The 19,775-nt window shown below is 71.3% G+C and carries 21 protein-coding genes; 9 read left to right on the top strand and 12 right to left on the bottom strand.

Annotation, left to right across the window (positions count from 1 at the left end):
- Positions 1-32 precede the first annotated feature (32 nt).
- Positions 33-1,733 (bottom strand): ABC-F family ATP-binding cassette domain-containing protein, encoded by a 1,701-nt coding sequence (locus tag ACIOHP_RS43940; RefSeq protein ID WP_401896500.1) that lies wholly within the window; start codon positions 1,731-1,733, stop codon positions 33-35.
- Positions 1,734-2,174: 441 nt separating this feature from the next.
- On the opposite strand from ACIOHP_RS43940, the gene ACIOHP_RS43935 reads away from it, so the two are divergent.
- Positions 2,175-2,378 carry a cold-shock protein gene (locus ACIOHP_RS43935; RefSeq protein ID WP_037751662.1) on the top strand — a complete coding sequence of 68 codons (204 nt, stop codon included), beginning with the start codon at positions 2,175-2,177 and terminating at the stop codon, positions 2,376-2,378.
- Positions 2,379-2,469: 91 nt separating this feature from the next.
- Here ACIOHP_RS43935 and ACIOHP_RS43930 read toward each other — a convergent pair whose 3' ends face one another.
- Together ACIOHP_RS43930 and ACIOHP_RS43925 are read right to left on the bottom strand one after the other, a co-directional pair.
- Positions 2,470-3,387 (bottom strand): NADP-dependent oxidoreductase, encoded by a 918-nt coding sequence (locus ACIOHP_RS43930; protein WP_401896499.1) that lies wholly within the window; start codon positions 3,385-3,387, stop codon positions 2,470-2,472.
- Positions 3,388-3,543: 156 nt separating this feature from the next.
- Positions 3,544-4,644: an LUD domain-containing protein gene (locus tag ACIOHP_RS43925; protein WP_401896497.1), complete on the bottom strand. Its 1,101-nt coding sequence runs from the start codon at positions 4,642-4,644 to the stop codon at positions 3,544-3,546.
- A gap of 149 nt (positions 4,645-4,793) precedes the next feature.
- Here ACIOHP_RS43925 and sigJ point away from each other — a divergent pair, with 149 nt between their 5' ends.
- From sigJ to ACIOHP_RS43910, 3 genes are all read left to right on the top strand, one after another.
- On the top strand, positions 4,794-5,732 hold the full coding sequence (gene sigJ / locus ACIOHP_RS43920) for an RNA polymerase sigma factor SigJ (RefSeq protein WP_401896495.1): 939 nt from the start codon (positions 4,794-4,796) through the stop codon (positions 5,730-5,732).
- An 84-nt stretch (positions 5,733-5,816) separates the two neighbouring features.
- Positions 5,817-6,311 carry a hypothetical protein gene (locus tag ACIOHP_RS43915; protein ID WP_361555876.1) on the top strand — a complete coding sequence of 165 codons (495 nt, stop codon included), beginning with the start codon at positions 5,817-5,819 and terminating at the stop codon, positions 6,309-6,311.
- Positions 6,308-7,798 carry an FG-GAP and VCBS repeat-containing protein gene (locus ACIOHP_RS43910; protein ID WP_401896618.1) on the top strand — a complete coding sequence of 497 codons (1,491 nt, stop codon included), beginning with the start codon at positions 6,308-6,310 and terminating at the stop codon, positions 7,796-7,798. The genes ACIOHP_RS43915 and ACIOHP_RS43910 overlap by 4 nt, the downstream gene beginning before the upstream one ends.
- Positions 7,799-7,913: 115 nt before the next feature.
- Here ACIOHP_RS43910 and ACIOHP_RS43905 read toward each other — a convergent pair whose 3' ends face one another.
- Genes ACIOHP_RS43905 through ACIOHP_RS43895 form a run of 3 tightly spaced genes read right to left on the bottom strand, consistent with a single transcriptional unit; the run spans position 7,914 to position 10,361 of the window.
- Positions 7,914-8,687, bottom strand: a complete 774-nt coding sequence (locus ACIOHP_RS43905; protein ID WP_401896493.1) for a class I SAM-dependent methyltransferase — start codon at positions 8,685-8,687, stop codon at positions 7,914-7,916.
- A gap of 10 nt (positions 8,688-8,697) precedes the next feature.
- Positions 8,698-9,510 (bottom strand): LLM class flavin-dependent oxidoreductase, encoded by an 813-nt coding sequence (locus ACIOHP_RS43900; protein WP_401896491.1) that lies wholly within the window; start codon positions 9,508-9,510, stop codon positions 8,698-8,700.
- On the bottom strand, positions 9,507-10,361 hold the full coding sequence (locus tag ACIOHP_RS43895) for an alpha/beta fold hydrolase (RefSeq protein ID WP_401896488.1): 855 nt from the start codon (positions 10,359-10,361) through the stop codon (positions 9,507-9,509). Before ACIOHP_RS43895 ends, ACIOHP_RS43900 begins: the two co-directional genes overlap by 4 nt.
- Positions 10,362-10,456: 95 nt before the next feature.
- Here ACIOHP_RS43895 and ACIOHP_RS43890 point away from each other — a divergent pair, with 95 nt between their 5' ends.
- The gene (locus tag ACIOHP_RS43890; RefSeq protein ID WP_401896486.1) at positions 10,457-11,362 is read left to right on the top strand and encodes a LysR family transcriptional regulator; all 906 of its coding nucleotides are present in this window, start codon (positions 10,457-10,459) and stop codon (positions 11,360-11,362) included.
- Positions 11,363-11,386: 24 nt separating this feature from the next.
- Here ACIOHP_RS43890 and ACIOHP_RS43885 read toward each other — a convergent pair whose 3' ends face one another.
- The 3 genes from ACIOHP_RS43885 to ACIOHP_RS43875 form a co-directional block, all read right to left on the bottom strand.
- The gene (locus ACIOHP_RS43885) at positions 11,387-12,097 is read right to left on the bottom strand and encodes a hypothetical protein (protein WP_401896485.1); all 711 of its coding nucleotides are present in this window, start codon (positions 12,095-12,097) and stop codon (positions 11,387-11,389) included.
- Positions 12,098-12,161: 64 nt separating this feature from the next.
- Positions 12,162-12,662 (bottom strand): GNAT family N-acetyltransferase, encoded by a 501-nt coding sequence (locus ACIOHP_RS43880; RefSeq protein WP_401896484.1) that lies wholly within the window; start codon positions 12,660-12,662, stop codon positions 12,162-12,164.
- Positions 12,663-12,693: 31 nt separating this feature from the next.
- Positions 12,694-12,834, bottom strand: a complete 141-nt coding sequence (locus ACIOHP_RS43875; protein ID WP_401896482.1) for a hypothetical protein — start codon at positions 12,832-12,834, stop codon at positions 12,694-12,696.
- Positions 12,835-12,858: 24 nt separating this feature from the next.
- Here ACIOHP_RS43875 and ACIOHP_RS43870 point away from each other — a divergent pair, with 24 nt between their 5' ends.
- Positions 12,859-13,512 carry a TOPRIM nucleotidyl transferase/hydrolase domain-containing protein gene (locus ACIOHP_RS43870; protein WP_401896481.1) on the top strand — a complete coding sequence of 218 codons (654 nt, stop codon included), beginning with the start codon at positions 12,859-12,861 and terminating at the stop codon, positions 13,510-13,512.
- Between the two features lie 37 nt (positions 13,513-13,549).
- On the opposite strand, the gene ACIOHP_RS43865 is transcribed toward ACIOHP_RS43870, so the two are convergent.
- Positions 13,550-13,909, bottom strand: a complete 360-nt coding sequence (locus ACIOHP_RS43865) for an excisionase (protein WP_401896480.1) — start codon at positions 13,907-13,909, stop codon at positions 13,550-13,552.
- Between the two features lie 68 nt (positions 13,910-13,977).
- Here ACIOHP_RS43865 and ACIOHP_RS43860 point away from each other — a divergent pair, with 68 nt between their 5' ends.
- Both ACIOHP_RS43860 and ACIOHP_RS43855 read left to right on the top strand, forming a co-directional pair.
- Positions 13,978-14,952 carry a Clp protease N-terminal domain-containing protein gene (locus ACIOHP_RS43860; protein WP_401896479.1) on the top strand — a complete coding sequence of 325 codons (975 nt, stop codon included), beginning with the start codon at positions 13,978-13,980 and terminating at the stop codon, positions 14,950-14,952.
- A gap of 134 nt (positions 14,953-15,086) precedes the next feature.
- The gene (locus ACIOHP_RS43855) at positions 15,087-16,865 is read left to right on the top strand and encodes a hypothetical protein (RefSeq protein ID WP_401896476.1); all 1,779 of its coding nucleotides are present in this window, start codon (positions 15,087-15,089) and stop codon (positions 16,863-16,865) included.
- A 79-nt stretch (positions 16,866-16,944) separates the two neighbouring features.
- On the opposite strand, the gene ACIOHP_RS43850 is transcribed toward ACIOHP_RS43855, so the two are convergent.
- On the bottom strand, positions 16,945-17,586 hold the full coding sequence (locus ACIOHP_RS43850; RefSeq protein WP_401896474.1) for a cutinase family protein: 642 nt from the start codon (positions 17,584-17,586) through the stop codon (positions 16,945-16,947).
- 250 nt (positions 17,587-17,836) lie between these two features.
- Between ACIOHP_RS43850 and ACIOHP_RS43845 the strand changes: the two genes are divergently transcribed.
- A complete protein-coding gene (locus ACIOHP_RS43845; RefSeq protein ID WP_361555914.1) occupies positions 17,837-18,400 on the top strand; it encodes a dihydrofolate reductase family protein in 564 nt (187 codons plus the stop codon).
- 35 nt (positions 18,401-18,435) lie between these two features.
- Here the strand turns inward: ACIOHP_RS43845 and ACIOHP_RS43840 are convergent, their stop codons facing one another.
- Positions 18,436-19,662, bottom strand: a complete 1,227-nt coding sequence (locus ACIOHP_RS43840; RefSeq protein ID WP_401896471.1) for a PucR family transcriptional regulator — start codon at positions 19,660-19,662, stop codon at positions 18,436-18,438.
- Positions 19,663-19,775: the final 113 nt, after the last annotated feature.

Genomic DNA, 19,775 nt, shown 5'->3' with positions numbered 1-19,775 from the left:
GGGGAATGCGCGCGGGCGCCGATCCGGTTGGATCAGAACCTGCGGCCGCCGCGCAGCTCCAGCCGGTCGCCCGGGAAGCGCTCGCGGAAGCCGCGGTCGTGCGAGACCGCGACCACCGCTCCCGGGTACGACGCGAGAGCCGCCTCCAGGTCCTCCACCAGGTCGAGCGCGACATGGTTGGTCGGCTCGTCGAGGACGAGGAGATCCGCGGGCCGGGTCACCAGCCGGGCGATCTGCAACCGGCGTTGTTGTCCCGCGGACAGCGCCGCGACCGGCGCGTCCAGATCCTCCTCGCGGAACAGCCCCAGCGTGAGCAGCTGTTCGGCGTGCTCCTGCGGCAGCCCGGGCCTCCCGTCCGCGAACGCGGCGAGCAGCGGGAGCGGGGTGGTGCGCGCGGGCAACTCCTGCGCCAGGTACCCGATCCGTGCCGGACGGCGTGCCACGCCCGCGTCCGGCTCCAGGTCGCCCGCCAGGACGCGCAGCAGCGTCGTCTTGCCCGCTCCGTTCTCGCCCGTGACCAACAGCCGCTGCCCGGACTCGATCGCGACCCGTCCGTCCAGGCTCAGCCGCGCACCCACGCGTACGCCGTCGAGTTCGGCAAGGGGGCGGCTCACGGGCGAGGGCACCGGAGCGCTCGGCGACGATCCCTCCACCCGGCGCGCACCGCCTGCCGCCGACAGTGGCGCGGTGAATCGCAGCGGCTCCGGCGGCGCCGCCACCGGGTTGCGTCGCAGGTGGCCGAGCCGCTCCCGGACGGCTCGCACCTGCCCGCCGAGCTTCGCCTCGTGCGAGCGGCGGTGCTTCCCGAAACCCTGCCGCGGGTCCCCGCCGGTGCTGGCCAGCCGCTTCCCGGCGGCCTCGAGCAGTTCCTCGCCACGGGTCACTTCCTCGACCCAGTCCGCGTGTTCCTGCTCCGCGCGGCGCCGGGCGGCGGCCTTCGCGGCGCGGTGGCCGGCCCAACCGTCGCCGTACCGGCGCACGATGTGCGTGTCCCGGTCGACCTCGAGGATCGTGGTGGCGACGCGTTCCAGGAAGCCGCGGTCGTGGGTGACCGCGACGACGGTGCCGCGGTGCGCGCGCAGGTGCTCCTCGAGCCAGCGCATGGCCGCCGCGTCAAGGTGGTTGGTCGGCTCGTCGAGGAGGAGCAGTTCGGGGGCCGCGGCCAGTACACAGGCCAGCGCGAGCCGCGACTGCTCGCCGCCGGAGAGCGTGCCGAGCACGCGGTCGCGGGTGATCCGGGCGAGCCCGAGCCCGTGCAGTGCGGCGTCCACGCGGGTGTCGGCCTCGTATCCGCCGCGTTGCTCGTAGGCGAACAACAGCTCGCCGTATGCGGCGAGTTCGTCCTTCGAGGCTTCACCCAGGCGCTCCTCCGCCGAGCGCAACCGGCGCTCCATGTCGCGCAGTTCGGCCAGAGCGTGGTCGACAGCGTCCTGGACCGTGCGGTCCGGGTCGAGGTCGAGGGTCTGGGCGAGGTGTCCGATGCCGCCGGGGAAGCTGACGGTGATCTCGCCGCCGTCCGGCACCTCGGCCGCGGCCAGCAGCCGCAGCAGGGTGGACTTCCCGGATCCGTTCTCGCCGATGACGGCGGCCTTCTCGCCCGGTCGGACGGTGAAGGAGACCTGGTCGAGAACGGAGCGAGTGCCGTAGGACTTGCGGACGTCCTTGACGGACAGCTGTGCCGCGACGGCGGGGGTGGCGGAGGGTGCGGCGGTATGGGGGGCGCGCTCGCGCATATGGCTTTCCCTGGTGGGGCGAAGGGGCTACGGGCAGCAGAAACGGCGGCATCGGCCGTGCCCGGACTCAGACGAAGAAGAGGAAAGCCATGGCCCCACCATAACAAGACGAACCGTCTCGCCTCAACCCGTGTGTGCCCGTGCCCGATGATCGGCGATTCCGGCGCCGGCCGTCGATGACGATCGACACTTTTCGGGCTGTTCAGGCGGTTGGGGCGGGTCGGTCGGGATTTGGGTAGGCCTTCTCGCCGGTCTCGTGCGGTTCACCGTTGTTGCTCTCTGGTGATCGTCCTTTCCGCGGTGTAGCGTCACTGCCAGCTGTCGTGGTTCGCAGTACCTGCCCGCGCTTAGGCGCGGGCGCTTTGCTGTGCAGTACCGGACCAGGGCGAGCACCTCCAGGACCGCGCGGTGCGGTTCTGACGTCTACTGAGAGGTACCAGCATGGCCAGCGGAACCGTCAAGTGGTTCAACGCGGAGAAGGGCTTCGGCTTCATCGCCCAGGACGGCGGCGGACCGGACGTCTTCGCTCACTACTCCAACATCAACGCCTCCGGCTTCCGTGAGCTCCAGGAAGGCCAGGCGGTGACCTTCGACATCACCCAGGGCCAGAAGGGCCCGCAGGCGGAGAACATCACCCCCGCCTAGTTCTGAAGGCCGGTCCCCGGGTCCGGGGACCGGCCTGCTTCCGCGTCGCCGCGGCGTTCTGTACGCCGCGGCGGCGACGGCGCCCGTCCCGCTACGGGCGGAGCACGATCTTGCCGTGGGTGTGCCCTCGTTCCAGCTCGCGGAACGCGTCCCGCACCCCCTCCAGCGGGTAGCCGCGGGCGATCGTCACCTCCAGTTCCCCGCGCGCGGCAAGCCGGGCCAGCTCGCCCAGCACGACGGCGCACGCCGCCGCCCCTTCGCCGTAGGTCCGCGCCCCGATCCTGGCCGCGGCCTGCCAGTCGCGGATGGTGTTGATCCGCTCGGGTCGCACACCCAGCTCCACCGCCAGCTCCACGTACCCGTCGCCGAAGGTGTCGATGAACGCGTCGACGCTTCCGCCGCAGGCCTCCCGGATCCGTTCGGCCACGCCCTCCCCGTACGCGACCGGGACGACACCGCGCTCCTTCAGCCAGGCATGGTTCCTCTCGCTCGCCAGCCCGATCACGGTGGCGCCGCGGTGCCGCGCGAGCTGCACGGCAAGGGACCCGACACCGCCCGCCGCACCGGACACCACGACCGTGTCCGCCGGCCCGGGATCCACCGCGAACACGCAGGCGTACGCGGTCGTGCCGGCCACGTACAACGACCCGGCCACGTCCCAGGACAGGCCCTGTGGCCGCGAGACCACGTCCACGTCGTCGACCACGACGAACTCCGCATGGCTCGCCCTGCCATGGGTGAAGCCCAACACCTCGTCGCCCACCGCGAAGCCGCGGACCTGCGCCCCGACCTCCACCACGACACCGGCCAGATCGCTGCCCTGCCCGGAGGGGAACGCGGCCGGCCAGCGCCCGTGCCGCGCGCCCTCGCGGATCATCACCTCGCCGGGCTGGATCCCGGCCGCGCGGACCTCGACCAGCACCTGCCCGGGGCCGGGTGCCGGCCGCTCCACCTCCTCCACCCGCAGCACATCGATCCCGCCGTACTCGTGGAACCGCACCGCTCTCATCGCGTGATCACCGCTTTCCCTCGCTCGGACAAGCCCGGGACGGCCACCCGCCGAACGCCACACGGCGACCGCGCCGTCGCACTCAACGGTTCAGCAACGGCGTTGTCTTCCCGGCATGTTCAACCTCAGCCCGAGTCCCACGGCTCCCGAGCCGGTTCAGTAGCCGATGGCCTCTCGCAGAAGCAGCACCGTGCCGCGCCCCGGGTGGGGTTCCGCGTTGAGGATGAGCAGGCGGTTGACGGCGCTCGGCACTCCGTACACCTTCTGGGCGCGGGCGTTCTCGAGCGGGAGGGCGTGCTCCTCGACGCGGCGCAGGGCCGTGCTCAGGTCGGGCACCACCTTCTGCGCGCCGACGATCCAGACCGCGTGGGCCGCGCCGCCCGCGTTGGCGGGGAGTTGGCTGCCGCTGCCCGAGGCGAGAACGAGGGAGCCGGTCTCGGTGACGGCAGCGACGCTGTTGACGACGAACTCGGGGCAGGCGACCAGCGTGCGGATCTCGTCGGCGCCGGTGGCACGGTCGATCCTCAGGACCCGCGGCCTGACGGCGTCGTACCGGTCGCCGGTGTTGATGTCCTCGTCGATACCGGAGAGCCGCAGGGTCTCGCTGGCGCCGGTCAACACACTGGCGCCCTCGCGGACCAGGTCCTTGACGCGGGCGCGCGCGGCCGCGGCGTCGTCGAGGATCTCGGCGGCGAAGCCGTTGGCACGCAGCGCGGCGGCTGCCCGCTCCAGTCGTTCGGCCGACGCCGGGTCGGCGAAGGACGCGGCCGGAGCCGGGGTGGCCGCGGCTTCTGCCGGACCCGGCTCGGAGCACTGCGCCGAGTGGGGCGCCGTGCCCGCCAGCGGGGTGGTGTCGAGGTACCTGACCTCGTACACCCGCTCCGCGAACTTCCAGCCCTCCAGGGTGCGCTGGTAGCGGTCGTGGTAGACGGCGTAGTTCAGACCCTGGCGTCCGTCGAGGGCGCGCGCGAGTTCCTGGATGTAGGCGCGGCCGGTCGCGGTGTCCCCGTCGAGCAGGATCGTGCCGGGGTGTGTGTTCTGTACGAAGAAGTCCCACTGGCTCTGCAGTCGCTCGCCCCCGGCAAGGATCTCCTCACGGCCGACCTGCTCGACGGGGATGTTGGGCATGCGCAGGGCACCGTCCGGTGTGAACAGCGACGCCAGGCGGGGGCGGTCGCGCATCATCGCCGCGTCGGTGAACTCGCCGCGCAGTGCCTCGATCTCGACTCGGTCCGCGATGGCCTGGAAGTCGTTCATGGGGTGACCTCTCCGTGGTGTTGTCGTCCTCACCGCTACGACAAAGCAGCCCCTCGGAATGTGAGGCGGCACGTCGGCCTCACATTCCGAGGGGCTGTCCTGTCGTAACGGGTAGAGGCACCGAAGCGAGTGAGGGAGATGGCCAGACCATGACCACGAGAGCCGAGTCCGGCGAAGACCAGAGCGATCCGGGCCTCAGCGCGATCATGAGCGAGCGGCGTCGGCTGATCAACCTCGGCTATCGGCTCCTGGGGTCCCTGGCCGACGCCGAGGACGTCGTGCAGGAGACCTACGCCCGCTGGTACGCCATGTCCGCCCGGGAGCAGCAGGCCGTGGAGTCACCCGGCGCGTGGCTGGTGACGGTCGCGAGCCGCATCTGCCTGAACGTGCTCGGCTCGGCGCGGGCCAGGCGGGAGACGTACGTGGGCGACTGGATCCCGGAACCCCTGCCCGAGCCCACGGAGTGGATCACCGGGCGCCCCGGTGGCGGCGGGACCGACCCCGCCGACCGGGTCACCCTCGACGAGTCGGTGACGATGGCCTTCCTGGTCGTCCTCGATGCCATGACCCCCGCCGAGCGCGTCGCGTTCGTCCTGCACGACGTCTTTCGCTACCCCTTCGGCGAGGTCGCCGAGATCGTCGGCCGCACTCCGGCGGCGTGCCGCCAACTGGCCTCCTCCGCCCGTCGTCGCGTCCGCGCCGCGCAGACCCCGGCGGGCCCGGGTGCCGGACAGGCCGACATCGTCAAGCAGTTCAAGACGGCGTGGGAGGCCAAGGACATCGACGCCCTGATCGGCCTGCTCGACCCCGACGCCGTCGCGACCGCCGACGGCGGCGGGCTGGCCGTCACCCACCTGCACCCGATCGTGGGCGGTGAGCGGATCGCACGTGCCTACGCCGAGATCGCCCGCCTCACGGGCGACCGCACGACGTTCCTGGAGCACACGGTCAACGGCCTGCCCGGCTTGGTCGCGCGGCAGGACGGCAAGCTCGCGACCGTGTTCGCGTTCGAGATCGTGGGCGACCGGATCCGGCACATCTGGGCGGTGCGGAACCCCGAGAAACTCCGCCCCTGGCGGATCGCCTGAGGGCAACGACAAGGGGCGGGCAGACGTGGGAAGTTGGGGGCCGGTGCGCTCGACTCGGAGCCTGGTGGAAGGGGGCAGTCCGCATTGGACTCGGAGATAGTCGTCGCGGCGTGTGCCGTGGTGATCGCCGTGGCGTCGCTCGCCGTCTCGGTGTACGAGGTGCGCGCGACGCGGCAGCACAACCGCTACTCGGTGCGCCCCATACTCCAGTTGCAACGGGGGATGTCCGAGGGACACAAGGCGGGGATCAGGCTCATCAACTCCGGGCTGGGCCCAGCCGTCATCGTCAGCAGCACCCTGACGGTCGACGGCGAGGTGGTGGGCGCGTGGAACAAGGCCGGCGCGGACAGAGCCCGCGACGGCCTCGCCGTATGGCCCTACGCGGTGACGTTCCTCGAGACGCAGACCATCGCCACCGGCTATGAGGAGTTCCTGCTGAGCGTGGACCCCTACGATCCACAGGCTCACGCCGAGTTCCTGGACCTGATAACCCGGCGCCTGCACCTGGAGATCCGCTATGAGTCCCTCTACGGCGGGGAGAGCTATCGCGCGACTCTGCGCCCTCGTACACAGGGCTGACCTCCACGCTCGGCGACCGGACGGCTCCCGCCGGACCGGCCTGTGTCCTCCTGCTGGCCGGAGTTCGCATCCTGGCCGCGCCGACCGCGTTCGCCGGCGTACCCGGCGGCACGTCCGCCGCCGACCGCAACAGTGACTTCAACGGCGACGGCTACACCGACCTTGTCACCGGCGTCCCGGACGGCACCGTCGACGGCAAGGCAGGCGCCGGGTACGTCAACGTGCAGTACGGCGCGCCCAACGGTATCGGCACCAACACCACCGTGCCCAAGGGCCGGGTCGAGCTCATCAGCCAGTCGTCCCAGGGCGTGCCCGGAACCTCCGAGACCGGCGACCGCTTCGGGCAGGCGGTCGCGACCGGCGACCTCGACGGCGACGGCTATGACGACCTCGTCATCGGCACGCCCGGCGAGGACGAGGGCACCGTCGAGGACGCGGGCCGGGTGACCGTGCTGTACGGCTCCGCGCAGGGCTTCGGCGCCGAGCCCGCCGCGAGCATCACCGCCGCCGAGCCGACCGCCGACGCGCGGTTCGGCCTGGCGGTGGCCGCCGCACGGTTCTCGGGGGACATCGACGGTGACCAGCTCACCGTGCTCGACCAGAACGGCCTGCACGTCTTCACCTACCACGCGGGCGTCCTGCGGCAGGTCGGCACCCCGCACTCCACCGGTCACACCCTTCAGGGCGCCTACCTGACCACCGGCGACTACGACCGCGACGGCTTCGCCGACCTCGTCGTCTCCGGATACAGCCCCGACGACGACTACACCAAGGGCTGGTCCGCCCTCTACACGGGCGGCGCCGAGAGCCTGACCTACCGGCGCGACCTGCACGGCGGCCTGGGCACCGCCTCCGGCGACATCAACGGCGACGGCTACGACGACCTCGCCGTCGGTCAGCTCAGCGGAGTGGACGAGACCGCGGGCAGCGCGCCCGGCGGCTTGGTGGGCGTCTACTACGGCGGCGAGGACGGGCCTTCCGGAACCGAAGGCCCCGGTACCGCACCGCAGTGGTGGTCGCAGAAATCGCCCGGCGTACCCGGCGCGGGGGAGCTCGACGACTCCTGGGGCAACGAGCTGTCGGTGGCCGATGTCGACGGCGACGGCTTTTCCGACGTGGCCGTCGGCGCGCCCGGCGAGGACGCGGACGGCGAAGCCGGCGCAGGCGCGGTGTCGTTGTTGCGTGGTTCGCGGGCGGGGCTGACGGGCAGCGGCGCCCAGTACTTCGACCAGAACACCGTCGGGATCCCCGGCACCGCCGAGGCGGGCGACGGATGGGGCGCCCAGGTGCGGCTGGTGGACACGGACGGCGACGGCAGGGCCGAGCTCGTGGCTGCCGCGCCCGAGGAGAACGCCGGCGACGGCGCGGTGTGGGTCCTGCCCGCAAGCGGGAAGGGGCTGCTCGCCGACGGTTCCAGGTCCTACGGAGCCGCCGCTCTCGGCGGCAACGCTCACGGCGCCCACTTCGGTTCGGTGATCGACGAGTAAGGGTTCGCCGACGTACACAGGCCGGCGGCAGGCCGTGGAAGCGGCCGGCGCACCGCTCTCTTGCGTGGGGGTGAATTGGTGCGGGCGGGCGGGTCGGTGTGCGGTAGGACAGGCGTCAGGGTCGGCGTGCGGTGACCAGCCAGGCCCGGGAGTCGAACCAGACGCCGTCGCCGGTGTCGTGCGCGTCCAGAGTCGCGCGAAGCCGGTCGAGTGCGCGCTCGGCGGAAGGAGCATCCAGATCGGTGAGCCATTCCTTCGCCATCCGGAGCCGGAGTACGCCGGCGAGCGCGCGCTCGGTGTCCGGGCCGTAGTACACGGGCTCGCGTACGTCGACGACGTCGACCGCTGTGAAGCCGGCCGCGGTCAGGGTGTCGGCCACGACGTGCGGATCGGCCAGTGCGAACGCGTCGTCGGCGCTTGGGACCGGCAGCGAGGCCGGAGGCCCGGGAGCGAGTGCCGCCCGGATCGCGGTATGCCAGTCCTGAAGGTCGGCGGCCTGCCAGACCAACTGCACCAAGCGCGCACCCGGACGCAGCGCCTGCCCGATGTTGGCGAACGCGAGAGCCGGGTCGGAGAAGAACATCGTGCCGAACCGGCTCATGGCCAGACCGAACTCCTGCGGCGGGAACGCGTGGGTCTGGGCGTCGGCCTGCACGAAACCGGTGTTGCGGAGCCCTTCCCGCTCGGCCAGGTGACGGGCCCGCGCCAGCATCGGGCCCGAGACGTCGATGCCGAGCACAGCGCCCGGCGAGGCGGCTCTGGCCGCTTCCCTGGTGGTCTGGCCGGTGCCACAGCCGATGTCGAGGACACGATCACCGGGTCGGATGTCGAGGGCCTGCCGCAGCCGCTCGTGATAGCGGGCCAGCTCCGAGTCGTAGTCGAACAACACGACTGCCTCCTCATGCCGCGGGGCCGTCGCGGAGCACACCCCGCACGGCGTCGAGCCGTACACCCGGGTCGAACTCCGGCAGCCACCACGTCGCGCCGGCCTTCGCGTACGGCTCGGGGTCGACACCGAGCGGGAGACTGACGGCGATGTCGTACGAGGCCATCTCACCATGGCGCAGTGCGGTGAGGGTGGCGACGACCTCGGCGAGCTGGTCCGGGTGCTCGAGGTTGGCCGGGAAGAAGCCGTCGAGCCGGGCGGCCCGGCGGACCGGTTTGAGGTTGCCCGGGAACCCGGCGGCCCACACCGGTACGCCGGGCCGCTGGACCGGCCGCGGAAGGAACGCGATGTCCTCGACCGTGTAGTGCTCGCCGCGGTGGTGCACCGGCTCGCCGGACCAGGCGGCGGCCAGGATCGCCAGGGACTCGTCGAGCATCCCGCCGCGTCGTCGGTCGTCGAGTTGCTCCCCGGTCCTGGACAGTTCACCGGCGAACCGGTCGCTGCCCAGGCCGACGCCGAGGGTGAGGCGGCCGTCGCTGAGCCGGTCCAGCGTCGCGGTCTCCCGCGCGACCTTGGCCGGCCGCCGGCGGGCGAGCGGTGCCACCATCGGGCCGAGCCGCAGCTGCTCGGTGGCGGTCGCGATCGCCGCCAGCGCGATCCAGGGGTCGGCGACCTGTCGGACCGGCGCCCGCCAGCACAGCTGATCCCACACGAAACAGCCGTCCCACCCGGCTTCCTCCGCGTCGGCGGCGAGGCATGCGACCACCCGGGGGTCGGCGAGCTCCTCGAAGAGCGGCAGCCAGAGCGCCGAGCGCGGCCGCTTCATGGACGGACTCCCCGGGTGTGCCGCACCAGGGCCGATACGAAGTCGTCCCACAGAGCCCTCGGCAGGTCGTGTCCGGCCCCCTCCAGGACCAGCAGCTCCGCGCCGGGAATCGCGTCACGCAGTGCCCTGCCGTGCGGTAGCGGCAGCAGGGGGTCGTGGTCGCCGTGCACCACGAGCGTCGGCGCCGCGATGTCGCCGAATCCTCCGCGCACCGGCTCGTCGACCTCGATGACGAAGTGGTTGACCAGAGTCGACGCGTAGTTCCTGGCGCGCGCCACGTCCCGTTCGACCAGGGCCCGGATCGCGGACTCGTCGAAGTACGGTGACCCACCGGCGTATGCCCTCGCACCGGCGACCACGTAGGCGACGACCGCGGCCGCGTCGGAGGTGTCCGGCTCGGCGGGCATGGCCAGGTCGCTCGACGGCGGCGGCAGGTCGTCGGCGCCGGTGGAGCTCGAGACGAACGTCAGTGACGCGACCCGGTCGGGATGGTCCACCCCGAGGATGAGTCCGGTCCCGCCGAACATCGACTGGCAGACCACATGGGCGCGCTCGATGCCCAGAGCGTCCTGGATGCCGAGCACGTCCCGGGTCAGGTCGGTGAACGAGTACGGCGGCCGTCCCGGCGGGTAGCAGGTCGAGCGGCCGGTGTCCCGATGGTCGTACCGGACCACGAACCGGCCTCGAAGGGCGATCCGTTCGCACAGTTCGGCGTCCCACCACAGCATCGAGGCGGCCGATCCGGCGACCAGCACGATCGCGGGGTCCGCGCGGTCGCCGAAGGTCTCGACACACAACTCGGCGCCGTCGATGTCGAGGAGCCGTTCGCCGTGAGATTGATGTGAGGTCATGTCCGGAACGCTAGGCCTCGGAAAGCATCGTGAAAAGCGATGATTTTCGATCGGCTCAATCGTGTGCAGCGATTGTTCCCGTTACGCTGGAACGCGTGACGAACGTCGAGCTGCGCCATCTGGCGGCCTTGGCCGCCATCGTCGAGGAGGGCTCGTTCGGGCGGGCGGCCGCCCGTCTCGGGTACACCCAGTCGACGGTGAGCCAGCAGGTGGCCGCGTTGGAGAAGGCCGTGGGCGGTCCGGTGTTCGACCGGCCGGGCGGTCCCAAGCCGGTGCGGTTGACTCCGCTGGGTTCCGTGGTCCTGGACCAGGGCCGCGAACTGCTGGCGAAGGCGGACGCGTTGGCCGATGCCGTGGACCGGTTCAAGGCGGGAGGCGGCCGGATCGACATCGGCACGTTCCAGAGCGTGTCCAATGTGATCCTGCCGTCGGTCGTACGACGGCTGCGCGACGACTACCCCGGCTGCGACATCAGGTTGTCCGAGGAGGAGCCGGAGCAGCCGCAGATCGGCGACCTCGATCTGCTGTTCTACGACGGTCGCATCGACGGCGACGTCGAGCGACTCAAGCTGCTCGACGACCCGTACCTGCTGGTGGCAGGCGCCGGCACGTTCCCCGAGGGTCCGGTCCCGCTGGAGCGGCTCGACGGGGAACCCATGGTGGCCTGGCCGCTGACCTGCGACCAGCCCATGATGGAGCAGGCGGTCGCCCGAAGCGGCGCCCGTCCGCGCGTCGTGTTCCGTACCGCGGTCAACGACACCCTGTTGTCGATGGTGCGAGCCGGCCTGGGATCGGCGGTGCTGCCCTGGCTCGCCATCCGCGGTGCCGACCTGTCATCCGACGACAGACTCCGCATCCATGAGCTGCGGCCGTCCCTGCCGCCGCGGGAGATCTACCTGCACTGGCGGGCCGGACGTACCCACTCACCGCTCGCCGGCCGAGCCGTCGAGATCGCCGTCGAGGTCGCGGCGGAACTCGCGCCGCCGTCCGCCGGTGCCTGAATCCCTCCGGCTCGGCCCTCGCTGTCAGGGGAAGTCCGGGCACTCCTCGGCGAAGCCCTGCGAGACGGGCTGCCACGCGCCGTGCTCCTCCCGCACGCTCAGGCGGTCCGCCTCCTTCGCGGTCTCGATCAGCTGGGCGGTGGTCAGCGGGACAGCCGCCACGAACACCCGCCCGAGGTGGTGGCAGTGCAGCATCGGGCGAATCTCCTCCGAGTACGGCTCCCCGGCGACCGCGAAGAGATCGGGCAGGGTCCACCCCAGCGGACCGGCTACGGCGGACAGTTGGAGTCGGCGGTGCGGACTCGGGTCGCAGCGCCACACCATTCCGTACAGGGTGCTCAGGGACAGCCCCATGAACGGCAGTTCGCGGATGCCGAAGCCGCGATTGCGGATCAGCGCACCGAGCACGGTGGCGAACCTGGTCTCGGCGGGACGACGGCCCGGCCACGTCGGCTGCACGAACGGTCCCGGGGCGGTGACGTGAGGCAGTGAGCGGACGAAAACCTCCAGTGCGGCGAGCCGCGAGTGGTCGCAGTGGCTGACGCGGTGGGCGAACTCCCTCAGGACCCTGGCGTCGCGCTCCGGCGGAAGGAGTTCCGACGGCACCGGGTGGCCCGCGACAACGAGAAGGTCGGCGGCCGGTATGCCGAGTTCGGCGGCGAGTTCGGTAAGTCGCCGCGGAGTGGTGTCAGTTCCACGCGCGGCGAGGCTGCTCAGGATGGTGGCCCGTTCCATGGGGGGAAGGTAGCGGGCGGGCTGAAGGCGTACGAGACGGGCGACAGGTGAGTGCACCGGCGGTTCACACAGTGCGCTGCATGCACACCAGCTGATCCCGCTCGTCCCATGACTCGGTGACGGTGAAGCCGAACCGCTCGTACAGGGCGATGGCCCCGGTCCGCCATTTCCACACCGACAGTCGCAGGGTGTCCACGCCGTTCTCCGCGGCATGCGCGAGCGCGGTGTCGAGCAGGCCGGACGCGATGCCCCGGCCCCGGAACGCCGGGTCCGTCCACAGCCTCTTGACCTCCGACCGCCCGTCGGCGGGGGCGGTCACCACCAAACAGCCCACAGGGGTGTCCCCGCTCAGGGCGATCAGCACGTCATCGTCGCCGAACGCGGTCCGCGGGTCCGAGATCTCCGCCCGGTAGCGTTCCGGCAGCCCGTCCACGTCGGCAACGGCCTCGCCCTTCTCGGCCTCCGTCCGCAGGTGGTAGGAGGCCAGCAACGCGGCCAGGCCGTCCTCGACGGAAGCGGCCCGGTCCGGGTAGCGGACGATGGCAATCTCGCCTTGATCGGTCATGGCGCCAGCATCACACGTGGGTCGGAGTCATCTACTCCGCCGCCACGATGCGCTCCACCGCGGCCATCATCAGTTCCTCACGTTCTGCTTCCGTGAGGACGTCCGCCAGGGTGAGCTGCTCGACGATCGGCCCGCGGAAAGCCGTGTGCGTACGGGATCTCGTCCGTGTCACGATGGCGGCGGGAAGCGAGGTCTCGTGGACGAGTTGGGGCGATTCCGTCGGGCCGCGGTCGCGTGGGCGGCCGGCGGGGCGGGGGCGGCTGAGGCCGCCGCGGCGGCCAGGGAGCTGGCCGGCGGCGTGCGGACGATCGTCCTCGTCGAGGGGACCAGCGATCAGGTCGCGCTGGAAGCACTGGCCGCGCGCCACGGCCGCGATCTGGACGCGGAGGGCGTCGCGGTCGTACCGCTGGGAGGTGCGACCAACATCGGCCGCTTCCTTGACGTGTGCGGTCCCACCGGGCTCGGCCTGCCGCTGGCCGGTCTCTGCGACATCGGCGAGGAACGGCACTTCCGGCGTCATCTGGGACGCGTCGGGCTCGGCTCCGGTCTCTCGCGGGCCGGACTGGAGGCACTCGGGTTCCATGTGTGCGTCGCCGACCTGGAGGACGAGTTGATCCGTGCGCTCGGGGCCGAGGGCGTGCGTCAAGTCATCGAGGCCCAGGGCGAGATGCGCCCCTTCCACACCTTCCAGGGGCAGCCGGCGCAGCGGGAGCGGCCAGTGGAGCACCAGCTACGGCGCTTCATGGGGACACACAGCGGCCGCAAGGCCCTCTACGCGCAGGCACTTGTCGCGCACCTGGACCTCGAACGGGTCCCCCGGCCGCTCGACCGCCTCCTCGCGCACGTCTGATCCGGCCGGACCCGTCCGGTGGTGCCGCCCGCGCCGGTCACCTGCGCTCCAGCGCGGCCAGCCGCAGCTCAAGCTGGTCGACCCGGTGCCGAAGCAGGGTGACCTGGGCTTCCAGGCTGACTTCCCGTTCCGCCCTGCGCTGGATGCGCGGTGACGCGGCGGCACGCTCGATCACCGCGTCCAACCGGACCAGGCGCTGCGGCCCGTTCGGGCCGTCCACCAGCCGCGACTGGATCTCGCCGTTGCGGTACCAGGACCGCAGGGCCGAGCGGGAGACCCCGGTCTCGCTCTCCGCCTTGGCCAGCGTGACCCAGGGCGTCTCGTCCAGCCGCTCGAAGAGCTCCAGCTCGTTCTGCCAGCTCGCGAGCCGGTCCTCCCAGTTCGACGGCGTCTCCATGACACCCTCCCTTCGGCACGGTGACCCTATCAATAGCAGTGTATTGACAGGGTTGAGACCCTGTGAGCATGACTTTCGAACGGTTCTCGGTGAAAGCCCGCAAGGTCGTCGTCACGGCTCAGGAGGAGGCGAGGCTGCTCAAACACGGCTACATCGGCACGGAGCACATCCTGTTGGGGCTGCTCGACGTGTCAGACGGCACGGCCGCGAAAGTCCTGGAACGGCTCGGGTACGACAAGGAGACCGCGCGGGCCGACATCGCCGCGGTGGCCGAGCCCGGCACGGAGGAACTGAGCGGCCACATCCCGTTCGCGCCGAGCGCGAAGAAGACCCTGGACCTCGCGCTCCGCGAGGCGCATCAGCTGCGCCACACCTCCATCGGCACCGAACACATCCTGCTCGCCCTGGTCGCCGCGGAAGGTGAGGGGGGCGGCGCGAAGATGCTCGCCCAGCGGATCAATCCGATCAGCAAGGTCCGTGCCGCGGTGCTGGCGTCACTGGAGGGATCGCGGGACGTCGCGCCCAGCTCGTGGCCGACCGGCACGCCGGCCACCGAGGACACCGTGGCCGTCGCCGGCGCACTGGCCGGTGGCGCACCGGTCGGCAGCCATCATCTGCTCGAGGCGATGCTGCGGGCGGAGAACAGCATGGCGGCCAGGGTGCTGCGCGAACTCGGCGTCGATCCGGACATGGTCGCCGCGAAGATCGACGAACTGGATCCGGAGACGACCACGGACGCCAACCCCGAGGAGGCCGCCGCGCGCCGGATGGAGGTCCGGCTGGCCGACGGTGAGGTGCACCTGATCCTGCGGGACCCGGCAACCGTCACACTCGCCAAGAAGGTCACCGAGCTGTCCGGCGGCCCGGTCCAGGGCGTGGGACCCGTCGCAGGCATGTTCGTCCCGCTCTGGCGGTCGACCAACCAACTGCTGCTGGAGATCCAGCGCGTGCTGGAGCCGGAATCCGACGGCGCGGACGGATCCACCGCGAGCGACGTGGACAAGGCCGTGCGCACGGTGCTCGCGCCCCGGCTCCGCCGGTGAACCGACTGACGGCGCCCATGCCGGGGCGGGCTGCGGCACAGGGAGTTGGTGCCTTGTGACAAAGGCTCCGGCTGGTGCTGCGATGTTGTGAGCAAGGGACGGTCGGGCCGGTTTCGCGGTCCTACCGTCCCAGCATGAACACGAGTCGCAGCAGAGGAATGACCCTAGGGGCGCCGCGGAGTGTCGCGCTGGCGGTGCTGCTGACCGTCGGGGCGTTCACCGGGGCCGCCCCGGAAGCCCGGGGCGAGGACGCGCGGACCGAGACGGCCGTGGTGTCGAGGAGTCCGGTCGGCGGCGTGACCGAGACGTTGGTGCGGGTGAGGGCGCCGCTGCCGGCGTCGTTCGGGGCACGGCCGGCGGCGTGCGACTGGCTGTCGTATCTGCGCTACCGGGCCGCCGACGGACCGGCGGACTCGGTCGACGCCGACAGGGTCCTCGTCGCCCAGCCGGGAATCCTGGAAGGCGCCGGAGCCTTCGACAGCGTCGCCCGCAACACCGTGTCCCGCGCCGCCGCACAAGGGGAGCACATCGAGTTCTGGGCCCTGGACCGGCGCTCCAACTGCCTGGAGGACCGCACCGGAGTGGCCTCCGGCGACCAGCACACGGCCGTCGACTACTACTACCGGGACAAGCAGGTCGACGGCCGCACCTTCGACGGCTACGTCGGCAACGGCGACCTGGGGTGGATGGCGAAACTCGGCATCGAGCGGACCGTCCGCGACCAGTACGACCTGCTCACCGCCGAGCTGCCCGACCAACAGCTGCGCAAGCAGAAGGTGTTGTGCGGCGGGCACTCGCTGGGCGGTGTGATCACCGGCTACTTCGCGACGGCCGACTTCGACGGCGACCGGGCCACCACGGCGGACGCCGGACACAACCAGTGCGCCGGCTACTTCGCGCTCGACACCACCGTCTCCACCTCGCTCGCCGACCTGAGCGGCAGCATCCCGGACGACACCAACCTGCCGGACGTGGGCCTCGGTTACGGCGTGGTCCAGGCCGGGCTCGACAGCGGAGTGCTGTCCCGCACCCTTTCCGCGCCGGTGCTCCTCAACCCGGAGACGATGACCCTGCTGGCCATCGCCGGGCTGGGCGCGTTGCAGGAGCCGGACGCCGAGACCGATCTGCCGCGCTATCTGCCCGCCAACACCAACATGGAGGTCACCAACCGCTTCCTGTTCTCCGAGGACACCGCCACCTTCCTCAGCGGATCCCCCGCGGTGAAGGACTTCCGGCTCACCAACGAGGCGATCCTCGGCGCGCTGATGGACGATCACTCCGTGCCGCTGGCGTTCCTGCAGAGCAGCGTGGGCTTCTTCGACGGCGGGCCGGTCGTCGACAAGAACTTCCCCGTCGCCAACGGCAGCGAGGAGCAACCGGCGCTGTTCGGCAGCGAGTACAAGGCCATCCCCGACCAGCCGGGCGGGCCGCTCTACACCTGGCGCAACTACGACCGCGTCGGCGACCCCGACGACCCCGGGTACCGGTCGGCCGACGGGACACCCTTCACCGACGCGGGCAAGGAGGTCACCGACATCCAGGAACTGGCCCGCAGCATGGCCGAGCAGCCCCTGGACTTCACCGAGCAGTACTTCCCCACCAAGCTCGTCACCGACCTGCAACTGGCCACCTCACCCCAGGTGAAGCGCCTCGTCGTCCACCCGGACGGGCTCACCGCCAACCCGACGCTCACCGTGCTCGCGGGCGACGGACTGCTGGCGGGCCGCGTCCCGGCGGACCTGGACCCCGTGGCCGCCGACGGCTACCAGCACCTCGACGTGCTGACCGCCGCGCCCACCCAGAACAACGGCCGCCCCGAACCCGTCTCCACGAACCTGACGCAGTTCGCGCGGGACCCCGGCCAGGGAACCTGGTCGGTCGCGGTCAAGGGGCGGATCGTGCGAGGCCGTTGATCCAGCTGACGGTGACGCTGATCACCGGTGGGCGCCACGGCGTGTCCGGGATTTGTCTCCCGGGCACGCCGTGCGGAGTTCAGACCTTGGTCGCGGCGAAGGTGGCCGCCGCGTCGGCGTTCGCGGTGTAGCCGAGGTGGGCGCCCACGTCGCCCCCGCCGTTCTCGCAGACCGGGTCACCGGCCGCGCAGAAGTCGATGGTGCGGCTCTGGTAGGTGCCGGTGACGCTCTTGCCGATGGCGCGGATCGGGTTGCCGAACAGCAGCACCGCGGCGACCTTGGGCTCGAGCGCGGTGGGAATCGTCGCCACGATGGGGCTGCCGACGACCGCGCCGGCGCTGCTGATGCCGATGGAGTTGTCGACGACGTTCGCGCCCTGCGAATAGCCGACGAGAATGAAACGCTGGTTCGGACAGGAAGCGGCCTGGCTCCTGACATGGTTCACCAGGTCCGTGTTGCCCTGTGCGGCCGAGGTGAGGGAAAGGTCCGCGGGATAGTTCACCTTGTAGCTGGACAGTGATTTGCCGCTGATTTTCTTCTGCAGGGCGGAATACACCGGGTCGCCCACGATGAAGCCCAGTGTGCCGGGCTCGAACGTGCCGCGAGCCGCGACGACGTCGATGTCCGTGCAGGCAGCGGCTGTTGCCGTGGAGGTCGAGACGGTGGCGAGTCCCGCTCCGCCGATCAGCGAGAGCGCGGCGAAACACAAGCGGATGCGCATGGGGATCCTTTGAGGGTGGGGCGCGTGGAGCGCCTGTGGAAAGGACGTCCCGAACGTATTCGCGTTGCCGGACCGGGTGTGATGGACGGGAATCAAGGAATTCCTCGTCCTTTTGTGCCGAGGTGAGTAAGGGTTTCCCGGTGGCGTGATCTGATGAGGTGGCTCGCCCCAGGCAATCCCGCGAGTGGCGATGAGTTTGGCGGCCTCCGGCAGTCGTACGGTGAAACCCTGCTTTCCAGGAGGACATGTGATGCGCAGCGTGACCTATTCGATGAACATCTCACTCGACGGTTACATCGTCGGGCCGGACGGCAGCTTCGACTGGAGTGCGCCCGACCCGGAGGTCTTCCGCTTCTGGATCGACGAGATCCGGGAGATCGGCGTTCATCTGATGGGGCGGCGGCTGTACGAGACGATGCTGTACTGGGAGACCGCCGACCAGGACGGGTCGCTCGACGAGGCCGAGCTCGAGTGGGTCGCGCTGTGGAATCCGCTGCCCAAGGTGGTGTTCTCCACCACGCTGTCGGCGGTGCAGGGCAATGCCCGCCTGGCCTCCGGGGGCGTCGCGGAGGAGATCGAGCGGTTGCGCGCCGAGCCGGGGGAGGGCGACATCGCCATCGGCGGCGCGACTCTCGCCGCCGAGGCGGCCGCGGCGGGTCTCATCGACGAGTACCGGGCCGTGGTCTACCCGGTGATGGTCGGCGGAGGCATCCCGTTCTTTCCCCGGGACGAGCGCCGGGTGGATCTCGAACTCGTCGAGACCCGCACCTTCAACTCGAAATTCGTCTACCTGCGCCATCGTGTGACGCGTTAGCCGACTCGACGCCGAGCAGGCGCCGGCCGGCGTTGCTACGCGGTGAAGGTGCCGTCGTCCCGCAACGCCTCCGCGCGCAGGGCGAGGATCAGGTCCAGGCGGGCGCCCGGGTCGTGCAGTGCGTCACCGAAGAGCTTCTCCAACTGGCGCAGGCGGTAACGCACCGTCTGCGGATGGACGTGGAGGCGGGCGGCGACGTCGGGCACGTTGCTGCCGCTCAGCAGCCACGCCAGGAGTGTCTCGGCGAGCCGTCCGCGCGGTCCCTCCGCGACCGCGTCCAGCGGGGCCAGCACGTGTAACTGGAGCTGGGCGAGCATCGGTTCGTCGGCGTGCAGCAGCAGCGTCGACAGGTGGTCGGCGCAGCGCACCACGCCTTGCCGGGGCAGGATGCCGCGCCCCATCAGGCCGAGCGCCCGGGTGGCCCAGTGCAGCGAGCGGGCGGCCTCGTCGAGCGGGACCGTCGGTCCGATCGCGGCGGGCCGGCCGCGCAGCGCGAGCGTGAACGCCCGGCCGCCGAAACGGCCGGAACCGTCCGGGTCGGGCACCAGCATCCGGGGCGGCCGGGAGTCCATGTCCACCAGCGCCCCCGCGGCCGCCAACGGCCGGTCCGCCTCCCGCTGGTCCGGGGCCGACGCGAGCGCGACCACCGCGACCTGTCCCGGCACCGACCACCGGGCGCCGTGCGCCAGATCCTGTACCGCCTCCGGGGCCACCGGCCCCTCGCCCAGGAGCAGACCGAGCAGCCGCCGGCGGCGCCGCTCCAGCTCGTCCGTGCTGCGCAGCCGCGCCTCCGCGTATCCGGCGGCGGCCGCCTCGGCGACCTCGTGCACCGTCTGGAAGGCGAGTTCACCCAGCGTGGCGACCACCGAGGAGTCCAGTCCGAGTTCCTCCGCGGTACGGCCCATCAGCCGCCAGGCGTGCAGACCGCCGATCCGTAACGCGGACTGCAACGCGTCCAGGGCGCGGCCCTCCAAGGCCTCGCCACGCCCGAGTTCGTAGTACGTGGCGGTGATCGCGGCGCCCTGGCCGTGCGGATCCGCGATGTGGTCGACGAACAGGGTCAGCGCCTGTACGACCCCGGATCTCAGGTGCGTGCCGTACGTCCCAGGCCGGGCGTACTCCGGGACCTGTCTGCGCACCTCCTCCTCCACCTCGTCGGCGACGGACTCCAACTGGTCGCGCAGCAGCTTGGCCAACTCGGGGGGCACCGGGGCGGCGCGCGGGCCGTCCGGTACGCCGGGCGGTGGTGTGGGAGCAGCCACGGCGGACCCTCCTTTCACCCGGAAGCGGCTCACCCGCGGACTGGTGCCCGTGGGGCGAGGGACAAGTCCTGGGTTGGACGCACGTCCCCTGCGCTCCGTTCCGTGCCCCGACG

Origin of the sequence: Streptomyces sp. NPDC087859, assembly GCF_044742595.1 — a bacterium.
GTDB classification, from domain to species: Bacteria; Actinomycetota; Actinomycetes; order Streptomycetales; family Streptomycetaceae; genus Streptomyces; species Streptomyces canus_F.
Note: the sequence above shows the minus strand (reverse complement) of the source record. Positions and strands in the feature narration are given on the sequence as shown.